The sequence below is a fragment of the Stenotrophomonas sp. LMG 10879 genome (genome assembly GCF_002750935.1).
GTDB lineage: Bacteria > Pseudomonadota > Gammaproteobacteria > Xanthomonadales > Xanthomonadaceae > Stenotrophomonas > Stenotrophomonas lactitubi_B.
Genome location: NZ_PEJT01000003.1, coordinates 369,856 through 389,835, shown reverse-complemented (window position 1 = coordinate 389,835; position 19,980 = coordinate 369,856). Strand labels below are relative to the sequence as shown.

The 19,980-nt window shown below is 67.1% G+C and carries 16 protein-coding genes; 12 read left to right on the top strand and 4 right to left on the bottom strand.

Annotated features, from left to right (window positions below; genetic code table 11):
* Positions 1-2: 2 nt before the first annotated feature.
* The 4 genes from CR919_RS06850 to CR919_RS06835 form a co-directional block, all read right to left on the bottom strand.
* Complete coding sequence (locus CR919_RS06850) at positions 3-1,988, bottom strand: prolyl oligopeptidase family serine peptidase (protein WP_099819362.1); 1,986 nt, start codon at positions 1,986-1,988, stop codon at positions 3-5.
* Between the two features lie 67 nt (positions 1,989-2,055).
* Positions 2,056-4,041: a S9 family peptidase gene (locus CR919_RS06845; RefSeq protein WP_099819361.1), complete on the bottom strand. Its 1,986-nt coding sequence runs from the start codon at positions 4,039-4,041 to the stop codon at positions 2,056-2,058.
* A 94-nt stretch (positions 4,042-4,135) separates the two neighbouring features.
* The gene (locus CR919_RS06840; protein ID WP_099819360.1) at positions 4,136-6,118 is read right to left on the bottom strand and encodes a prolyl oligopeptidase family serine peptidase; all 1,983 of its coding nucleotides are present in this window, start codon (positions 6,116-6,118) and stop codon (positions 4,136-4,138) included.
* A gap of 167 nt (positions 6,119-6,285) precedes the next feature.
* Positions 6,286-6,921, bottom strand: coding sequence for a LysE family transporter (locus CR919_RS06835; protein ID WP_025873889.1), 636 nt, complete (start codon positions 6,919-6,921; stop codon positions 6,286-6,288).
* A 139-nt stretch (positions 6,922-7,060) separates the two neighbouring features.
* Between CR919_RS06835 and CR919_RS06830 the strand changes: the two genes are divergently transcribed.
* The 12 genes from CR919_RS06830 (at position 7,061) to mdcH (ending at position 19,879) form a co-directional block, all read left to right on the top strand.
* Positions 7,061-7,966: a LysR family transcriptional regulator ArgP gene (locus CR919_RS06830; RefSeq protein WP_049464713.1), complete on the top strand. Its 906-nt coding sequence runs from the start codon at positions 7,061-7,063 to the stop codon at positions 7,964-7,966.
* A gap of 103 nt (positions 7,967-8,069) precedes the next feature.
* Complete coding sequence (locus CR919_RS06825) at positions 8,070-8,654, top strand: hypothetical protein (RefSeq protein ID WP_099819359.1); 585 nt, start codon at positions 8,070-8,072, stop codon at positions 8,652-8,654.
* Between the two features lie 78 nt (positions 8,655-8,732).
* On the top strand, positions 8,733-9,179 hold the full coding sequence (locus CR919_RS06820; RefSeq protein ID WP_099819358.1) for a GNAT family N-acetyltransferase: 447 nt from the start codon (positions 8,733-8,735) through the stop codon (positions 9,177-9,179).
* A 194-nt stretch (positions 9,180-9,373) separates the two neighbouring features.
* Positions 9,374-11,071 carry a malate dehydrogenase (quinone) gene (gene mqo, locus CR919_RS06815; protein ID WP_099819357.1) on the top strand — a complete coding sequence of 566 codons (1,698 nt, stop codon included), beginning with the start codon at positions 9,374-9,376 and terminating at the stop codon, positions 11,069-11,071.
* Positions 11,072-11,402: 331 nt separating this feature from the next.
* A complete protein-coding gene (locus tag CR919_RS06810; RefSeq protein WP_099819356.1) occupies positions 11,403-13,601 on the top strand; it encodes a TonB-dependent siderophore receptor in 2,199 nt (732 codons plus the stop codon).
* 277 nt (positions 13,602-13,878) lie between these two features.
* On the top strand, positions 13,879-15,522 hold the full coding sequence (mdcA, locus tag CR919_RS06805) for a malonate decarboxylase subunit alpha (protein WP_099819355.1): 1,644 nt from the start codon (positions 13,879-13,881) through the stop codon (positions 15,520-15,522).
* 10 nt (positions 15,523-15,532) lie between these two features.
* Complete coding sequence (mdcC, locus tag CR919_RS06800) at positions 15,533-15,853, top strand: malonate decarboxylase acyl carrier protein (protein WP_099819354.1); 321 nt, start codon at positions 15,533-15,535, stop codon at positions 15,851-15,853.
* A complete protein-coding gene (locus tag CR919_RS06795) occupies positions 15,850-16,758 on the top strand; it encodes a biotin-independent malonate decarboxylase subunit beta (protein WP_099819353.1) in 909 nt (302 codons plus the stop codon). The genes mdcC and CR919_RS06795 overlap by 4 nt, the downstream gene beginning before the upstream one ends.
* Before the next feature lie 2 nt (positions 16,759-16,760).
* The gene (gene mdcE, locus CR919_RS06790) at positions 16,761-17,465 is read left to right on the top strand and encodes a biotin-independent malonate decarboxylase subunit gamma (protein WP_099819400.1); all 705 of its coding nucleotides are present in this window, start codon (positions 16,761-16,763) and stop codon (positions 17,463-17,465) included.
* Entirely contained in the window at positions 17,458-18,108 is a 651-nt protein-coding gene (mdcG, locus tag CR919_RS06785) for a malonate decarboxylase holo-[acyl-carrier-protein] synthase (protein WP_099819352.1), read from the top strand. The genes mdcE and mdcG overlap by 8 nt, the downstream gene beginning before the upstream one ends.
* Positions 18,105-18,962: a triphosphoribosyl-dephospho-CoA synthase MdcB gene (gene mdcB / locus CR919_RS06780; RefSeq protein WP_099819351.1), complete on the top strand. Its 858-nt coding sequence runs from the start codon at positions 18,105-18,107 to the stop codon at positions 18,960-18,962. Before mdcG ends, mdcB begins: the two co-directional genes overlap by 4 nt.
* Positions 18,959-19,879 carry a malonate decarboxylase subunit epsilon gene (gene mdcH, locus CR919_RS06775; protein ID WP_099819350.1) on the top strand — a complete coding sequence of 307 codons (921 nt, stop codon included), beginning with the start codon at positions 18,959-18,961 and terminating at the stop codon, positions 19,877-19,879. The genes mdcB and mdcH overlap by 4 nt, the downstream gene beginning before the upstream one ends.
* The last annotated feature ends 101 nt before the right edge of the window (positions 19,880-19,980 follow it).

The window sequence follows — 19,980 nt, the reverse complement described above, 5'->3', positions numbered from 1 at the left end:
TTTCAGGGTGCCTTGGCCTTGCTGGGAGCCGTCACGGCGGCAGCCGTACCACCCCCCAGGCTGCGTGAGAGGAAGGCAAGCAGCCGGGTGTAGTAATCGCGCTGGTTCGCTTCGCTGTACAGGCCATGCCCCTCGCGTGGGTAGTACACCGCTTCCACCGGTACCCCGGCCTGCTTCAACGCAGCCTCCATGCGCTCGGTGTGCTGCACGGGCGCGCGCAGGTCTTCGCGACCGGCGGCCAGCAGCACCGGCACCTTGATGCTTGCCGCCAGGTTGACCGGCGACACCGTATCCAGCGTGGCCGGCTCGCCCAGCCACTGCTGCAGGTAGGTCACGCCTGAAGCCCGATCCTGGATGTCGCCACGCTTGAACATCAACGGCAGGTCGTACACGCCGACATAACCTGCCGCGCACCGGTACAGCCCGGGCTCGCGCACGACGCCCATCATCGCCGAGTAGGCACCGTAGCTGGCGCCGTAGATGCAGATGCGTCCGCCGTCAGCGATGCCCTGGCTGATCGCCCAACGGGTGGCGTCGGTCACATCGTCCTGCATCGCGCGGCCCCATTGCCGGGCAGCGGCCTGGGTGTGGGCGCGGCCGTAGTTGCCCGAGCCACGGAAGTTGACCTGCAGCACCGCGTAGCCGGCCTCGGCCAGCAACTGGTTCTCGCGCTCGAAACCACCGTCATCGAACACACCGATCGGGCCACCGTGCGGGACCACCACCATCGGCAGATTGTGCCCATGACTGCCCTTGGGCAGGGTCAGGAAGCCGTGCAGCGGCAGGCCATCGCGCGCAGCCAGGGTGACCGGGCGCACGCTGGCACCGCCCTCGCGATCGAACCAGCGATGGCGACTGGTGAGAAAAGCGGCGTTGCGGGTGGCGGTGGTGTACATGAAGTAATCACCGGGATTGGTCGCCGAGCTCACCTTCACCAACAGGCGAGCGTTGTCGCGGGTGCCGGAGAGCAGGCTCACCGCCTGCCCTGGGAACGCCTTTTCCAGCTTGCGCTGGATGCTGGCGGTCGGCGACTGCTCATCGAAGAAGGCCGTGCGCGTAACAGCGCCGACGAACTGGATGCCCACCGGCACGCGCGTGCCGGGCTGGTAGACCACGCGGGTAGGGTCAACGGTATCGTCCTGCAGCAGCGTACGCCGCTCTCCGCTGATCGGGTCCCAGCTGACCACCGCATCGGGGCCGCGGGCCTGCTCCACCACCAGGTAGGCCAGGCGGTTGTCGGCGGAGAAGCCGATCGGGCGCTCGATGCGGTGACTGTTGCCTTCGTCGTTGATCAGCGTCCAGCGATCGGGCCCTTCGCGGTAGTAGAGCTTGTTGACGTTGTCGGCAGCGGCGCCGTGGGCGAAGCGCAGCTCACCTTGACTATCGGTGGTGAACGTCGCGCGCTGCACCGGTGAACGCGAAACGGGAATGCGGCGCCCGGTGATGACGTCCATCCGCTCCAGCCGCGCATTGGTGTCATTGGCAAATGGCCACAGCGAGATCAACACGTTGCGTTCGTCGGCAGGCAACGGATCGGTCAGGAAGGCGGCAACCGGCTCGACCACGCGTCCGGTCACGAAGCCGGGCTCATCCGGGCGGGCGCGATAGCCGACCAGCAGATCACCACGCTTGCCATTGGCATCGATGGCATACAGTTCGCCGGTCGGCCGTGGCTGGTCCAGCGGCCCCCATTTCTCGGCCAGACCGATCAGCAGGCGGGTATCACTGACCCAGTCGACCTCGGCGGCATGATTGTTGCGGGGCGGTCGGAAATTGCCGACCAGCTCCATCGTGTCGGTACGCAGGACCGCTACGGCGGTCGCGCCCTCCAGCGGCAAGGTCATGGCCAGGTATTCGCCGGTGGGCGAGAGCTGGATGTCATTGAACTCCGCGCGACGCACATAGCCGTCCAGCGAAACCTCCGCCGCCTCTACCCCAACCGCGCCACAGATGGCGATCAACGCGGCCAGCACCCTTGCATGCTTCATGACGTCCTCCTTGAAGCCGGGCATCCCCCTGCCCGGCACCGGGTCCGCTGGCCGCGGCGGGTTTGCCTCAGGGCGCCTTGTCAGCACCCGCGGTTGTGCTGGTGCTGGCGGTGCTGCCGCCCAGGCTGCGCGACAGGAATGCCAGCAGCCTGGTGTAGTACTCGCGCTGATGCTCTGGCCGGTAGAAGCCATGGCCTTCGGTGCGGTAATACAGGCTCTCCACCGGCGAGCCGGCCGCCTTCAGTGCGGCCTCCATGCGCTCGGTGTGCTTGATCGGCGCACGCCGGTCTTCGCCTCCGGCGGCCAGGAATACAGGCACCTTCAGTTGCGCGGCCAGATTCACCGGCGAACGGGTACCCAGCGTCTTCGGATCACCCACCCAATCGCGCTGCCAAAGCATGGCCGAATCGCTCAACTGCGCCTCCCCAGTGAACATCAGCGGCAGGTCATACACGCCGACATAGCCGGCCGCGCACTGGTACAGCCCCGGCTCGCGTACCGGCCCCATCATCGCCGCGTACGCACCGTAACTGGCGCCATAGATGCAGATGCGCTTGCTGTCGGCGATGCCCTCGGCGATGGCCCAGCGCGTGGCGTCGGTCACATCGTCCTGCATCGCCGCGCCCCACTGCTTGGCACCCGCCTGGGCGAAGGCGCGCCCATAATTGGACGAACCACGGAAGTTGACCTGCAGCACCGCATACCCTGCGGCGGCCAGCATCTGTGGCTCGCTGCTGTAGCTGCCTTCATCGAACACGCCGAAGGGGCCGCCGTGCGGCAACACGACCATTGGCAGATTGCGGCCATCACTGCCCTGCGGCAATGTCAGGAATCCATGCAGCGCCACGCCGTCGCGGGCCTTCAATGCAAACGGGCGAACCGTGGCGGCCAGTTTCGGGTCGATCCATTCACTGCGGCTGAGCAGATGCTCGGCCGCCTTCGCGCGGGTGTCGAACAGGTAGAAATCACCGGGATTGCTGCCCGACCACGTCTGCACCACCACCTTGCCGCCATCGCGGGTACTGGAGGTGATGAGCACCGGGCCGCCGAACGCAGCCTCAAGGCTGCGGTACTGACGGGCATCGGCCCCCTTCTCATCGAAGAACCGGGTGCGCGGTGCATCGCCGACATACAGCGCGCCCACCGGCACGCGGGTGCCCGGGCGGAAGATGATCGCGTAAGGATCGACCACGCCATCGCGCAGCACCTCGCGCCGTTCGCCGGTCTGCGGGTTCCAGCTGACGATGGCATCGGGCCCGGTGGGCTGCTCGACCTGCAGATAGGCCAGTGCACCATCTTCGGAGAAGCCGATGGCCCCTTCCACCCGGTGGCTCAGCGATTCGTCATTGACCAGTGACCACTGCGCATTGGTCCCAGCGCGGTAGTAGAGCTTGTTGACGTTGTCCGAGGTAGCGCCGTGAGCAAAGCGCACTTCGCCCTGATGATCGGTGGTGAAGCTGGCGCGCTGCACCGGCGAGCCGGAAACGCGCACGCGACGCCCGCTGACCACATCCAGCCGCTCCACCCGAGTATAGGGATCATCGGCAAAGGGCCACACCGCAATCAGTACATTGCGGTCATCGCCGGGCAGCTCGTCGGTGAGGAAAGCCGCGACGTCCTCCACCTTCTTCGGCTGGATGCGCGTGCCCAGCCCACGGCCCTGCACGCGGTAGCCGACCAGCAGTTCGCCGCCCTTGCCATCGACATTGACGCCGTAGAGTTCACCGGTCGGTTGCGGGGTATCCAGCGCGCCAAGCTTCTCGGCCAGGCCGACCAGCAGGCGGTCATTGCTCACCCATTCGAAGGTGTTTGCGTGGTTCTTGTCCTGTGGCCGGAACACACCCGCGGGTTTGCGGTCGGACGTGCGCAGGATGATCAGCGCGGTGGAATCGTCCAGCGGTACGGTGCCGGCGACGTATTCGCCGCCCGGCGAGAGTTTGACGTCCGAGAACGACTCCGGCTTCAGGTACTTCTCCAGGTCCACCCCGCCGGTACCCGCCGACGTCCCGCCCACCACCGCGCACAGCAGCGCGGCAAATACAGTCCTGCGCATCCTTCCCCCTCCCTGCCGGACACCCTGTCCAGATTTGCCGATTCTAGGCAGGCCGACGACGGCTGCGCCAGTGACGAGCGCGCCATCGCCAGACTCAGGGCGCCTTCTGCGCATCACCGCTGGCCTGCGTCTGTGCGGTGGCTCCTCCCAGGCTGCGCGACAGGAACGCCAGCAGGTGACCGTAGTACTCGCTGCGATGCGCCTGGGTGTAGAAGCCGTGGCCCTCGGTGCGGAAATACAGGGTTTCCACCGGCGTGCCGGCCCGTTCCAGCGCGGCCTGCAGGCGCTTGCTGTGCTGGATGGGCGCACGCGCATCCTCACCACCAGCGGCCAGGAATACCGGCACCCTGATGCGATCTGCCAACGCAACCGGCGACACCTCATCCAGCGAGGCCGGATCGCCCAGCCACTGCTGCAGATAGGCGACACCGGAACGGCTGTCGCCCACATCGCCCCGGGTGTACATCAACGGCAGGTCGTAAACGCCCACGTAGCCTGCCGCGCACTGGTACAGCCCCGGCTCGCGCACCGGTCCCATCATCGCCGCGTAGGCGCCGTAGCTGGCACCGTAGATGCAGATGCGTTTGCTGTCGGCGATGCCCTCGGCGATGGCCCAGCGCGTTGCATCGGTCACGTCATCCTGCATGGCGCGGCCCCATTGCCGCATAGCCGCACGCATGTGGGCACGGCCGAAGTTGCCGGATCCGCGGAAATTCACCTGCAGCACGGCATAGCCGGCCGCTGCCAGCAACTGCGTCTCGTGCGCGAAACGGCCGTCATCGTACTCGCCGATGGGACCGCCATGCGGCAGCACTACCATCGGCAGGTCGCGGCCGGTACTGCCGTGCGGCACGGTCAGGAACCCATGCAGGTCCAGTCCGTCGCGTGCCTTCACTCTGATGGACCGCACCGATGCGGTCGCAGCCGGGTCGATCCATTCGCTGCGCGCCAGCAGGAAGCGCGCCTGTCTGCGGTCGACGTCATAAAGGTAGAACTCGCCCGGATTGGCGCCGGACCAGGTTTCCAGAAGCAGCTTTCGTCCATCACGGGTGCTGGAGGTGATGAACACCGCCCGCCGGGGAAATGCCGCCTCCAGGCTGCGGTACAGCCGCGCTTCGGCCGATGCTTCATCGAAGAAGCGGGTGCGCGGGGTATCGCCCAGGAACAGCGCGCCGACCGGCACCCTGCTGCCGGGGCGGCGGATCACCCGTGCCGGATCGACCACATCGTCACGCAGGACAACCCTGCGTTCCTGCGTGGCCGGGTTCCAGCTGACGATGGCATCGGGCCCCGTGGCCTGCTCGCTCTGCAGGTAGGCCAGCTGGCCATCGGCGGAAAAGCCGAGTGCCGCCTCGATGCGGCCACTGGCCGTTTCATCATTCACCAGCGCCCATTCGCCGCCGTTGCGGTGGTAGAGACGGCTGCCGTTGTCGCTGCCGGTGCCACGCACGAAGCGCACGTCACCCTTGGGATCGATCGTGTAGGAAGACGCCGGTACCGGCGCGCGGGCCAGGATGCGCTGCTTGCCCGTAGCGAGGTCGAGCCGGGCCGCATAGCCATTGGCGTCCAGGCGCGACGCGCCCATTGCAATGACCACCTGGCCATCGTCACCCGGCAGGGTGTCGCTGAGGAATGCCGCCGCCTCGCTGTGGTACCTGGGCCGCAGGCGCAGTCCCAGGTTGCGGTAGCCGACCAGCACGTCCGTACGCCCGGTACGCGCGTCGAGCGCCAGCAGCTCGCCGGTGGCCCAAGGAGCATCACGGGTGCCGAACTTCTGGGCCAGGCCGAACATCACCTGATCGTCGTTGACCCAGTGCATATCGAAGACATGGGAATTGCGTGGCGGCCGCAGGCTACCCACCGGCGTGTTGTCGTCCGTACGCAGGATGATCAACGCGGTGAAGCCATCACCCGGCACGGTCGCGGCCAGGAAGTCGCCGCTGGGCGACAGGATCACATCCTCGAACTTGTCCGCCCGCACATAGGCGTCCAGATCAACCGCAGCGGCGGTCCCCCACGCCATCCCTGCCACGACCATCCCTGCCACGATGATGGCGGCCAATCCATACCTGCGCATCCTTCCCCCCCTTGCGTCTGGACGCCTTGTCCCGGCTGGCCGATTCTAGGCAGGCCAGCGGCCGCGCCGCCAGTGGGCAGAAAAAACAACGGCACCGTTGCCGGTGCCGTTGTTACCACTACCTTGGAGAGAGAGTCAGGACGTGGGTTCGGGGGGCGTGCGCCGGGTCAATGGACCCCGCGCACCGCCAGGGTGAGAGCCAGGATGCTGAGGATCACCGCGATGGTGCCGTCCAGCACGCGCCAGGTGCTGGGCTTGGTGAACAGCGGCGCCAGCAGGCGCGCGCCCAGGCCCTGCGCGGTCAGCCACAGGCAGCTGGCGGTGACCACGCCGGCGGCGAAGGCCATGCGCGCATTGCCGAAGTTCTCGGCAATGGAGCCGATGACCATCATGTCCAGCCAGAAGTGCGGGTTGATCAGCGAGAAGCCGACCGCCGCCATCAGCACCGCACGGCGGCTGCCGTCATCGCTGTCGGCTTCACCCATGCCACCGCCGCCGGCGATCGCCCGGCGTGCGGACTTCATCGCATACCAGGCCAGGAAGGCCACGCCGGTCCAGAGCACGGCGGTGGTCAGCCACGGCAGCGCCGTGGTGAGCGTGCGCAGGCCGGCCACGCTGGCGAAGATGAAGATCGCATCGATGGCCGCGCAGGTGGCCACCACCGGCACGATGTGCTTGCGCAGGATGCCCTGGCGCAGGATGAAGGCGCTCTGGGCGCCGACCACGGCAAACAGGCCGATGCCGGTAGCCGCACCACTGAACCAGGCACCGAGGCCGGTGCTGGCGGAGATGACCGAGAACATGGGATTCACTACCTTGTCTTGCTTGGGGGAGCGGTGCCTCGCGAAGGCGGACAGCACCGGAACGGGCGCCATTGTCGCGCCGCAACATAGAAAAGACGAGCTAAACTTACTAAACCAACATTAGCGGAGCTTAATTGCCATGCGCATCGACCATGCCCAGCTGCGGGCCCTGGCTGCGGTGATCCGCGAAGGCAGCTTCGATCGTGCCGCGCAGTCGCTCAACGTCACCCCCTCGGCCATCTCGCAGCGGGTCAAGGCACTGGAGGACCGCATCGGTCGCCTGCTGGTCAAACGTGGCACGCCTGCGACCGCCACGGCCGAAGGCCAGCTGCTGGTGCAGCTGGCCGAGCAGACCGCCCTGCTGGAGCACGATGCCCTACACCGCATGGGCCTGGCCGACGAGGACCTGCCGCAGGCGAGCATCCCCGTGGCGGTGAACCACGACAGCCTGGAGACCTGGTTCCCGCAGGCCGCGCAGCAGTTCGCGCAGGGCACCGGCACCACCCTGGACCTGCGCGTGGAAGACCAGGACCACACGGTCGAGCTGCTGCGCCAGGGCACCGTGCTGGGGGCAGTGACCACCCTGGACGAGCCGGTGCAGGGCTGCCAGATCCACGCGCTGGGCAGCATCCGCTACGCCGCCACCTGTACGCCGGCGTTCCGCGAGCAGCACTTCGCCAAGGGCGTGACCGCACAGGCGCTGGCGCAGGCACCGGTGCTGGTGTTCAACCGCAAGGACGACATGCAGTCACGCTTTGCCCGGCGCATGGCCGGCGCCGACCTGCCCAGCACCGCGCCGACCTGGTGGATTCCCTCCACCCGTGCCTTCGTGCAGGCCAATCTGGGCGGGCTCGGCTGGACGATGAACCCGTTGCCGCTGGTGAAGCGCCATCTGGATGCAGGACGGCTGGTCTACGTGCGGCAGCGCGCGTGGGAAGACGTGCCGCTGTACTGGCAGCACTGGAAGGGCGACGTGCAGACGATGGCCCTGCTGACCCGGGCGGTGCTGGACGCCGCCTCGGCGCTGGTGCAGCGCAGGCGCTGAAAAGAGGGCACCGAGGGGATCAAGTCCTTCTTGCCACAAACGACTTGATCCCTACGTCCCCTTTTTGTGCAAGCATCGGCGCAACCGACGAGGGGGCTGGCAGATGGAAACCGAACCGGTATTCCTGCATATCCGCGTGGTGATGGGGATCATCCTCGGCCTGTCCATCACCACCCTGCTGAAGGGGTTGGCGCAGATCATCGAGCACCCGCAGCGGCGTGGCTGTTCGGCGCTGCACCTGTGCTGGGTGATGTGGACGCTGGTGTCGCTGGTCACCTTCTGGTGGTGGGAATTCCGTCTCGTCGAAGTGCACCGCTGGACGTTTGAAACCTATCTGTTCGTGATCACCTACAGCGCGACCTGGTTCCTGCTGTGCGCGCTGCTGTTTCCCGACGATCTGCGCGACTACGGCAGTTACGGCCACTACCTGATGCAGCGGCGGCGCTGGATCTTCGGGGTGATCGCGATATTGACGCTACTGGACCTTGTGGACACCGCGATCAAGGGAGGAAGCCGATGGCGGCTGCTGGGGGATGCCTACCCGTTGCACACGGCGCTGATGCTCATCGTTGCGGCGCTGGGATGGCATCTGCGCAGCGCGCGCATGCAACTGGTGCTGGCCGCAGCGACACTGGCCTATCAACTGGCCTACTTCGCGGCGGAATACTTCACCATCGGCAGTGATTGAAGACCGCCGCCGTCTCCATCCAATCTCCATCCGGGTCGTCCACACTCATGTGGTTCCATTCGACCCCAGGTTTCCCATATGACGATCCACTACCGCGATGCCCTCCCCGATGATGCCGCTGCCTGCATCGACCTGCGCGGGCGCACCCGCGAAAACGCCTTCAGTGCCGCGCAGCTGGCCGAACTGGGCATCACCGAGGACAGCTGGGCAGCGGGCATCGCCGAGGGCGATTCCATCGGCCGCATCGCCTGCGAGGGCGAGCGGATGGCCGGCTACTGCTTTGCCGACCGCGAAAGCGGCGAGGTGCTGGTGCTGGCCCTGCTGCCGGAATTCGAGAACCGCGGCATCGGCCGGCAGCTGCTGCAGGACGTGGTCAGCCTGACCCGCGATGCCGGACACACCCGCCTGTTCCTGGCCTGCTCGGCAGACCCGCGTTCGCGCTCGTATGGCTTCTATCGGCATCTGGGCTGGAAGGCGACCGGCGAGATCGACGAGGCAGGTGACGAGATCCTTGAGTTGGCGTGATTGAGTGCATCGCCGGGCATGGCCCGGCGCTAGCGGGTGAGGGTGCCGCGAACCGTCGGATGCTGCGTTGCATCAAAATCGGACCAGAAGCGGTTAAAATTGCCCCTGGAATGCTGCAAGGCGTTGTTTCTTCACGCTCTTTCCCTGCTTCTTGCGCATCCTGACCCCTTCCCCCCGCCAACGATTCCGCCCCCATGAAGAAATTTGGCAAGGCCCTGCTCGCCCTGCTCGTGCTGCTGTTGCTGGTCGCCGCACTGTTCCTGTACTGGCCGCTGACCCAGCGCTCGGTGCCCGCCGCGAGCAACGACAAGCCCGTCGATGTCGTGCTGGTCGGCGCCGGCATCATGAGCATCACTCTGGCCACCTACCTGCAGGAACTGCAGCCGGACTGGAACATCCAGGTCTACGAGCGCCTCGACAGCGTCGCCGGTGAAAGCTCGGACGGCTGGAACAACGCCGGCACCGGCCACTCGGCATTCGCCGAACTGAACTACACCCCGGAACTGCCCGATGGCAGCATCGAGACCAAGCGTGCGGTCGGCATCGCCGAATCGTTCGAGGTCTCGCGCCAGTTCTGGTCGCACCAGGTGAAGGAAGGCCGGCTGAGCCAGCCCAGCGACTTCATCAACCCCACCCCGCACATGAGCTTCGTCTGGGGTGATGACAACATCGCCTACCTGCACAAGCGCCAGCAGGCGCTGGTGAAGAACCCGCTGTTCTACGGCATGCAGTACTCCGAAGACCCGGCGCAGATCAAGCAGTGGGCACCGCTGCTGATGGAAGGCCGCGACCCGAAGCAGAAGGTCGCCGCCACCTGGATGCCGCTGGGCACCGACGTCAACTTCGGCGTCATCACCCGCCAGCTGACCGCCGGCCTGCAGCACAGCCCGAACTTCGGCCTGCACCTCAACCATGAGGTCAGCGCGCTGCGGCAGAACGCGGACAAGAGCTGGAACGTGACGGTGAAGGACCTCAAGGCCGGCACCGAGTCCACCACCCACGCCCGCTTCGTGTTCATCGGTGCCGGTGGCGCCGCGCTGAAGCTGCTGCAGATGTCGGGCATCCCGGAATCGAAGGACTACGCCGGCTTCCCGGTGGGCGGCCAGTTCCTCGCCTTCCAGGGCCAGGACGTGACCTCGCGCCATGGCGTGAAGGCCTACGGCATGGCCGAAACCGGCTCGCCGCCGATGTCGGTGCCGCACCTGGATGCGCGCAAGCTGGATGGCAAGCCGGTGGTCCTGTTCGGGCCGTTCGCGCTGTACAGCACCAAGTTCCTCAAGCACGGCTCGTGGTGGGACCTGTATTCGTCGGTCAACCACAACAACGTCGGCCCGATGCTGGAAGTGGGCAAGGACAACCTGGACCTGGTGCAGTACCTGATGGGCCAGGCACGCCTCAACGACGCCGATCGCCAGGCCGAACTGGTCAAGTACTTCCCCAACGCCAAGCCGGGTGACTGGAAGCTGGTCACCGCTGGCCAGCGCGTGCAGATCATCAAGCGTGATCCGCTGAAGGGCGCGGTGCTGCAGTTCGGTACCGAGATCGTGACCGACAAGGACCACACCCTTGCCGCGCTGCTGGGTGCTTCGCCGGGCGCCTCGACCTCGCCGCCGATCATGCTCGACCTGATGGCCAAGGCCTTCCCGGAACAGATGAAGGCCGGTTGGGAAGCCCGCCTGCGCGAGATCGTGCCGTCGTACGGCCGCAAGCTCAACGAGAGCGCCGCGCTGACCAACGAGATCCGCACGCTGACCAGCCAGACCCTGCACCTGCCCTACCTGGACGTTCCGGTGGAAGCGGGCGCGACGCCGGCCCTGGCACCGACGGCCGCCCCAGCCCCGGCGCCGGCCAAGGAAAAGCGCAACGCCAACGAGGAACTGCAGGCGCTGTAAGCCTGCGCTTGCCATTGGACGGAAACGGACGGCCACCTTCGGGTGGCCGTCTGCGTTTGTGTCGCACCCACCTGTAGAGCCGAGCCTGCGCTCGGCTGCTCCTCGCGGTTGCCGACAGCCGAGCATGGGCTCGGCTCTACAGAAACCCCTGCCGGGCGCCGACAAGCCCATGCGCAATGACGCGAATTGTAATGTTGTTAAGAATTATTTACATTTGCGTCCTGCGCAGTGACCGCGCCCATCCCAGATGGACCTGATGTGCCCGAAGCCGCCGCCCGGGTGCTGGACAACTGTTGCCGCCCCTTCCCCGCCTTCACGCTTCGAGCCCGCCATGTCCCTGACTCTCCGTACCCGCCTGCCCCGCCGTGCGCTGCTGCCGGCTGCCCTGTTGTCCTCCCTCGCCGTGGCTGCACCGTCGGCGTTTGCCGATGTCGCTGCCGATGCGTCCGACGCCAAGACCCTGGACCGGGTGAGCGTGCGCGCCGAGCAGTCCGCGCCGCCGTCCAGCACCACGCGCCTGCCGATCACCCTGCAGGAAACGCCGCAGTCGTCCACGGTGATCGGCCTGCAGCGCCTGCAGGACGAATCGCTGTTCAGCCTCAACGACGTGATGCGTAATGTCACCGGCGTCAGCGTGTCCTTCTATGACACCCAGCGCCCGCTGTACTACGCGCGCGGCTTTGCCATCACCGATTTCCAGGTGGACGGCATTCCCACCTACAGCGGCTCGACCAACCAGGAATACGACACCGCCTTCTACGACCGGGTGGAAGTGATCCGCGGCGCCAACGGCCTGCTCAGCGGCGCAGGCGTGCCGTCGGCCACGGTGAACCTGCTGCGCAAGCGCCCGGGCAAGGAGTTCGACGCCTCGTTCTCGGTCAGTGCCGGCAGCTGGGACTACCGCCGCATGGAAGCGGACGTGACCGCGCCGCTGACCGCCGATGGCCGCTTCCGCAGCCGCGTGGTCGCCGCCTACACCGACCGCGATTTCTATTACGACCGCTACAAAGAGAACAAGATGGCCGGCATGGCCGTGCTGGAAGGCGACGTGACCGACAGGACCACGGTCACCGTCGGCTACCAGACCCAGGACAACAACCCGGTGGGTTCGACCTGGGGCACCGTGCCGTTCTTCGACAGCAAGGGAAACTTCGCGCATCTGCCGCGCTCGACCAACCTGGCACCGAAGTGGAGTTACTGGCAGCGCGAGACCAGCACGGTATTCGCCAACCTGGAACAGCGCTTCGGTGAGAACTGGCTGCTGAAGATCAACACCGCCTACACCCGTGGCAACGTGCAGAACATGCGCCTGTACGGCACCGGCAATCCCGACCCGGTGACCGGCGCGGGCATCTACCTGCGCACTGCCGCCGGCGATTCGGAAGACACCCGCCGCAACGTCGACGCCTACCTGACCGGCACCTTCAACCTGTGGGGCCAGGAGCACGACGTGACCGTGGGCGCACAGTGGGCCGACCTGGAAGGCACCACCAATACCCTGGCGCTGAACTACCCGCGCGATTGGGCGACCTGTGGCCGTGAGCGCTGCTACTACATCCCCAACGTGCACACCTGGGATGGCGACATCTCCGAAGTGACCTACACCCTCACCGGCGCACGCCGCGTGGCCAAGACCACGCAGAGCGGTTTCTACCTGGCCACCCGCCTGCGCCTGGCCGACCCGCTGGCGCTGATCGCCGGCGCACGCCTGAGCCGCTGGCAGACCCAGACCCGCGCCTACAACGCCGCCGGTGCCTACACCGCCACCAGCGGCGCGTACAAGGTGAGCGATGAAGTCACCCCGTACGTGGGCCTGGTGTACGACATCACCCCGAACGTGGCGGCCTATGCCAGCTACACCGAGATCTTCAACCCGCAAAACTACAAGGACCGCAACGAGAACCTGCTGGCGCCAGTGCAGGGCTCCAACCTGGAAGCGGGCCTGAAAACGCAGTGGTTTGATGGCCGTTTGACCGCCAACGCGGCGATCTTCGAAGCCAAGCAGGACAACTACGCGGTGCGTGACATGGGCGTGCCGGAAGGCTCGCTGAGCGATGGCAGCTCGGCCTACATCGGCGTCAACGGCACCAAGGCGCGTGGCTGGGAAGTGGACGTCAACGGCGAGATCCTGCCGGGCTGGACGGTCAATGCCGGCTATACCCACGTCAAGGTGACCCGCGCGGCCACCGACCTGCTGTACGCCAACCCGGCCGAAGACCTGCTGCAGCTCAATACCCAGCTGCAGCTGCGCGGCGCGCTGGAGCGCCTGAGCATCGGCGGTGGCGTGCAGTGGCAGAGCAAGGTGCAGGGCTACAACATCCCCTACCCGGTGGGGGTGGGCACCACGGTGACGGTGAACCAGCCGTCCTATGCGCTGGTGCAGTTCAACGCCAACTACCGCATCAGCGACAACTGGACGGCGACGCTGAGCGTGCGCAACGCCCTGGACAAGACCTACTGGGCCAACCTGGACTACAACAACTACGGCGAACCGCGCTTCGTGGCAGCCAGCCTGCGCTGGAAGTTCTGAGGCAGGCGGAAACCCGGTGGGTGCCGACCGTTGGGTGGGTGCTGACCGTTGGGTGGGTGCCGACCGTTGGTCGGCACGCTCTCGCCCCGCCACGACCAACGGTCGTGGCCTACCTGGATGGGCCCGCCTACGCGCGGGCCCCTCTTTTTTGGGGGTGCCATTTGGTGGGTGCCGACCGTTGGTCGGCACGCCAAGCCGTAAGATTTGCTGCGCTGCGGGTTGCACACCCCTCCGTAATTATGGCGTAATTATTCCAACGCCATTCGGAAGTCCGTCGATGAACCCGAGCTGGGACACGCTGGAGCGGGGCCGCCAGGCGCGGCTGGAACGCGCCGCGCCATGGGCCAGGGGCCACGAGGTGGCGGCCGGCGATGTCGCCGAGCTGCTGCACGCGCTGCTGGAGCCGGGCGACAAGATCTGCCTGGAAGGCAACAACCAGAAGCAGGCCGACTTCCTCGCCCAGGCGTTGGCCGACCTCGATCCGGCACGCGTGCACGACCTGCACATGGTGCAGTCGGTGCTGTCGCTGCCCTCGCACCTGGATGTGTTCGAGCGCGGCATCGCCTCCAGGCTGGACTTCTCCTTCTCCGGACCCCAGTCGGTGCGGCTGGCCAACCTGGTGGCCGAGGGACGCATCCAGATCGGTGCCATACACACCTACCTGGAACTGTTCGGCCGCTACTTCATCGACCTCACCCCGCGCGTGGCGCTGGTCGCGGCGCAGGCCGCCGACCGCCACGGCAATCTCTACACCGGCCCGAATACCGAAGACACGCCGGTGATCGTCGAGGCCACTGCATTCGGTGGCGGCATCGTCATCGCCCAGGTCAACGAGATCGTCGACACCCTCCCCCGCGTCGATATTCCTGCGGACTGGGTCAACTTCGTGGTGAAGGCGCCGCGCCCGAACCATATCGAACCGCTGTTCACCCGCGACCCGGCACAGATCTCCGAGATCCAGGTGCTGATGGCGATGATGGCGATCAAGGGCATCTACGCCGAGTACGGGGTGAACCGGCTCAACCACGGCATCGGTTTCGATACCGCGGCGATCGAACTGCTGCTGCCGACCTATGCCGAATCGTTGGGGCTGAAGGGAAAGATCTGCCAGCACTGGGCGCTCAATCCGCACCCGGCGCTGATTCCGGCCATCGAATCGGGCTTCGTCAAATCGGTGCACTCGTTCGGCTCGGAACTGGGCATGGAGAAGTACATCGCCGCGCGCGGGGATGTGTTCTTCACCGGCGCCGACGGTTCGATGCGCTCCAACCGCGCGTTCTCGCAGACTGCAGGACTCTATGCCTGCGACATGTTCATCGGCTCCACGTTGCAGATCGACCTGCAGGGCAACAGTTCCACCGCCACCCGCGACCGTATCGCCGGCTTCGGTGGCGCGCCCAACATGGGCTCGGACGCACGCGGCCGCCGCCACGCCAGCGACGCCTGGCTCAAGGCCGGCCAGCAGGCCGCGCGGCCGGGCGAAATGCCGCGTGGGCGCAAGCTGGTGGTGCAGATGGTGGAAACCTTCCGCGAGCACATGGCGCCGGCCTTCGTCGACCGCCTCGATGCCTGGGAGCTGGCCGAACGCGCGACCATGCCGCTGCCGCCGGTGATGATCTACGGCGACGACGTCAGCCATGTGCTGACCGAGGAAGGCATCGCCAACCTGCTGCTGTGCCGCAGCCCGGAAGAGCGCGAGCAGGCGATCCGCGGCGTGGCCGGCTACACCGCCGTGGGCAGGGGCCGCGATCGCGCGATGGTGGAAAACCTGCGCGACCGTGGAGTGATCCGGCGCCCGGGCGATCTCGGCATCAACGTGCGCGATGCCAGCCGCGATCTTCTTGCCGCGCGTTCGGTGAAAGACCTGGTGCGCTGGTCCGGCGGTCTGTACGACCCGCCCAAGCGCTTCCGCAACTGGTAAGGGGCACGCCATGGAAACCCTCGACTATCGATTCGACGGCACGACGCCTGTGCGCTTCCCCACCGATGCCGTGCTGGTGGGCGTACTGGCCTCGGGCAACCTGGAAATCCTGCTGGAACCGGCCGACCTGGACGGTGCGATGACGGTGCGCATCATCACCGCCGCGCGTGGCTTCGGCACGGTATGGCAGGCGGTGATCGCCGACTTCGCGCAGCGTCACCCCCTGCGCGATGTACGCGTGTCGATCAACGATGCCGGCGCCACACCGGCGGTGGTCAGCCTGCGCCTGGACCAGGCGGTTGAGACCCTGCATGCCGGAGGCCAGCCATGACGCTCGCACAGCGCAGCAGCTACTACGAAGCCGATGCCCGCGCGCGCATCGCCGGGCTGCTCGATGCAGGATCGTTCCACGAATTTCTCGGCCCTGCCCGACGCGCCATAAGTCCGCACCTCGCGCAGCTGGACCAACCGGCCGCCTTCGACGATGGCATCGTCGTCGGCGAAGGACGCCTGCGCGGCAAGCGCGTCCTGGTGGCCGCGCAGCAGGGGGAATTCATGGGCGGCGGCGTGGGCGAGGTGCATGGCGCCAAGCTGACCGGCCTGCTGCGCCGTGCGGCAGCCACCCATCCCGATGGCGTGCTGCTGCTGCTCGATACCGGTGGTGTGCGCCTGCACGAAGCCAACGCCGGCCTGATCGCCATTTCCGAAATCATGCGTGCCGCCCTGGGTGCGCGGGCCGCTGGCGTCCCGGTCGTGGCGCTGATCGGCAGTGGCAACGGCGCCTTCGGTGGCATGGGCATCGTCGCCCGCTGCTGCAGCACAGTGATCATGTCCGAGGAGGGACGGCTGTCGCTGTCTGGCCCGGAGGTGATCGAGACCGTGCGCGGCGTGGAGGAATTCGATTCGCGCGACCGCGCACTGGTGTGGCGGGTGACCGGTGGCAAGCACCGCTACCTGATCGACCAGGCGCAGGTACTGGTGCCCGATGCGATCAGCGCGTTTGCGCAGGCAGCCTTTGATGCACTGCAGCCAGACACCGCCAGTGCCGACCCCGACGCGGCGCTGGCCGCGTTGCAGGCACGCCACGCCGCATTGAAAGCGCGCGTGGCGGCATGGGGCGACTGCAACGATGGCCTGCAGATCTGGGCACGCCAGGGCATTGCGGATCCAGAACGCCTGGCACTGCTGGAAACCGATGCCTTCCTTGCCGCCACCGCGCACCGGAGCCTGCCATGAGCCTGCCATTGAATACGCTGCTGGACGCGCTGTTTCCGCGTGGCCACGCAATCACGGTGAACGACTCAGTACTGACCGGAACAGCGACCACCGACGACGGCGAGGTGACCGTGATCGGCACCACCGACAAGATCGAAGTGGGCGTTGACCATGCGCTGGTGCTGGCCGACACAGTGCTGGCCAGCACCGCTGCACATCCGCAGCGTCCGATCGTGATGCTGGTCGATACCGCCGGCCAGCGCCTGGCGCGCCGCGATGAACTGCTGGGCATCAACGGCTACTTCGCCCACCTCGCACAGACCCTGGACCTGGCCCGCCGTCGTGGTGCGCGCCTGGTCACGCTGGTCTACGGTGAATCGGTCAGCGGTGGCTTCCTGTCGTTCGGGTTGATGGCCGACCACATCCATGCCCTGCCCGATGCGCAGGTGCGAGTGATGGACCTGCGCGCGATGGCACGGGTGACCAAGCAGCCGCTGGAAAAACTGCAGGCGCTGAGCCTGACCTCGCCGGTGTTCGCGCCGGGCGTGGAGAACTATGTGGCGATGGGCGCGGTGCAATCGCTGTGGGAGGGCGACCTGGCCCATCACCTGCTGGAAGCACTGCGCGCACCCGCCGACGGTGACCATCGCGCTGCACTGGGTGCCGAACGCGGTGGCCGCACATTGGCTGCGCAGGTGGCCGCCGCCGTGAGCCAGGGCAATGCCTGAGCGGCCTGCCCGGCACACGCTGGTCTGGCTGTCGGCCGACGCTGATTGGCGCGCAGACCTGCCCACGCACGAGCCGCGCCTTGCCGCATGGCTGGCGCACGGCTTCCCTGCCGTAGTGGCACGTCGTGCGGCCGATGATCCCGATCCGCGCCTGCGACTGGGCGTTCCACTGCCACCGGCCGAAGGCAAGCAGCGCCTGTCGTTGCGCGTACCGCTGCACGACGTCGCTCGCATGCGCGCAGCGCCGGCATTGAGTGAGCTGCTGGCGGCAGGCGACGCCGTGGTTCCGCAGGCGTGGCAGCAATCGCTTCACGACCTGCAGGCACTGGCCCCGGCCCGTGTGTTCGGCGCCTTCGCCTGGCAATGGCTGACCGCCCTGCCCTACGTGCATGAGCGTTCGGACATCGACCTGCTGTGGCAGGTGACCGATGCCGCGCAGGCCGAGGCGCTGATCGCGCAGTTGCTGGCATGGGAGACGCGCTATCCGCATCGCCTCGATGGCGAGCTGTGCCTGCCCGATGGCGGCGCGGTGAACTGGCGCGAACTTGCCGGCCGCAGTCGGCAGGTGCTGGTGAAGCGCTTGGACGGAGCCGCATTGGAAGCGCGCGATACGCTGTTCGCCACGCGCGAGGTAAACGCATGATCGCCGCCCGGCAGCCGTTGCCTGCATGCGGCGCGGTGGTCGACAGCGCACGCCTGGGACGGCTGGCCATTGCCAGCCTGCACACCGAGCTGGCCTGCGCCCCGAAACCGGGCCTGGTCACGCCGTTCAACAGTGGCAGCCATGACGACATGGATGCCAGCACCTTCCTGCGCAGCCTGTTCGCCCTGCGCCACTACTTCACTGCGGTGGCCAGGGCCGGTGCCGCGGGTGCCCCCTTCACAGTGCTGCGCGATCACGGCATTGCCGCCGAAACGGCCATGCTGGCCGCCACCGCCGGTATCAACACCCATCGCGGCGCGATCTTCAGCCTTGGCCTGCTGGTGGCCGCCGCTGCTGAGCGCAGGCGCGTGCATGGCCATGCTGTATCCGGCGCACAGGTGTGTCTGGCAGTCCAGCAGTGGAACGACGCGCTCATCGCGGCGCCACTGGACCCGCACAGCCCGGGACAACGCGCGCGCGCACGCCATGGGGTCAGAGGCGTACGCGAGCAGGCCGCCGCTGGTTACCCGGTGTTGCGCGAGCTGGCCCTGCCGACCCTGCGCCACGCGCTGCACAGCGGCCTGCCGCGCGACGCCGCGCTGTGCCACACGCTGATGCAGCTGATGGCGCAGGTGGACGATCTGAACCTGCTGCACCGTGGTGGCGCCGAGGGCCTGCGTTGGGCGCAACAACAGGCAACCACCTTCCTTTCCTCGGGCGGGGCCTTCGCGCCGGACTGGCGCATGCGCCTGCAGTCCATGGGCGATGCGTTCGTGATGCGTCGGCTGAGCCCGGGTGGCAGTGCCGATCTGCTGGCCTGCGCCTGGTTCCTGCTGCAGCAGGAGGGCGCATGAGCCTGGCCCTGCTCTGCCCCGGACAAGGTGCGCAGCATCCGGCGATGTTCGACCGCGTGCGTGGCCTCGCCGCTGCACGCGCGGTACTGGACGCGGCGGGCGACGTGCTGGGACGCGACGTGTTCGCTGCCGCAGCCGCCGACGACCGCTTCGACAACACACAGGCGCAACCGCTGTTGTGCGCCGCCAGCATCGCGCAATGGCATGTCCTGCGCGACGCCCTGCCGAGCCCGATCGTGCTGGCCGGGTACAGCATCGGCGAACTGGCGGCGCACGCCATTGCTGGCAGTTTCGATGCCAGCACCTGCCTTTCACTGTCGGCCCAGCGCGCGCGCCTGATGGATGCTGCCAGTCCCGCCGGTGCGGGCATGCAGGCGGTCCTCGGCCTGGATCGACAGACGCTGCAGCCGCTGTGCGACACGCACGGCACGTATGTGGCCATCGCCAACGGCGCAGATCATTTCATCGTTGGCGGCACGCAGCAGGCACTGCAGGCGCTGGCCGCTGCCGCGCACGCGCAGGGCGCGGAGCTCCGCTTGCTGCCGGTGCATGTGCCCGCCCACACGCCACTGCTGTCGGCGGCAGTCGAACCGTTTGCCACAGCGCTGCAGGCCACCACGTTGCGCGCGCCGCGCGTGCCGCTGCTGGCCGGCATCGACGCACGGCCGGTGCGCGACACCGCAGCGGTGGTGCACACGCTGTCTGCGCAGCTTGCACAGACCATCGAATGGGCACAGGTGATGCGCCAGGCCTTCGAGCGCGGCGCGCGGGTGTTCCTGCAGCTGGGCCCGGGCAACGCACTGGCACGCATGATCGCGCCGGCCTATCCGTGCTGCGAGGTGCGCGCGATCGAGGAATTCCAGAGCCTGGACGGCGTGGCGGCGTGGGTCCGCAGCGCGCTGCAGCGGCTGCAGTAACGGGTTTGAGCAGTACGTAACGCGCAGTACGTAACAGGCCATACCCGGGGATGGCGGGCTTCCATCCGTGCAGTACGCGAATCAGGTGTCTGGGAGGGCGC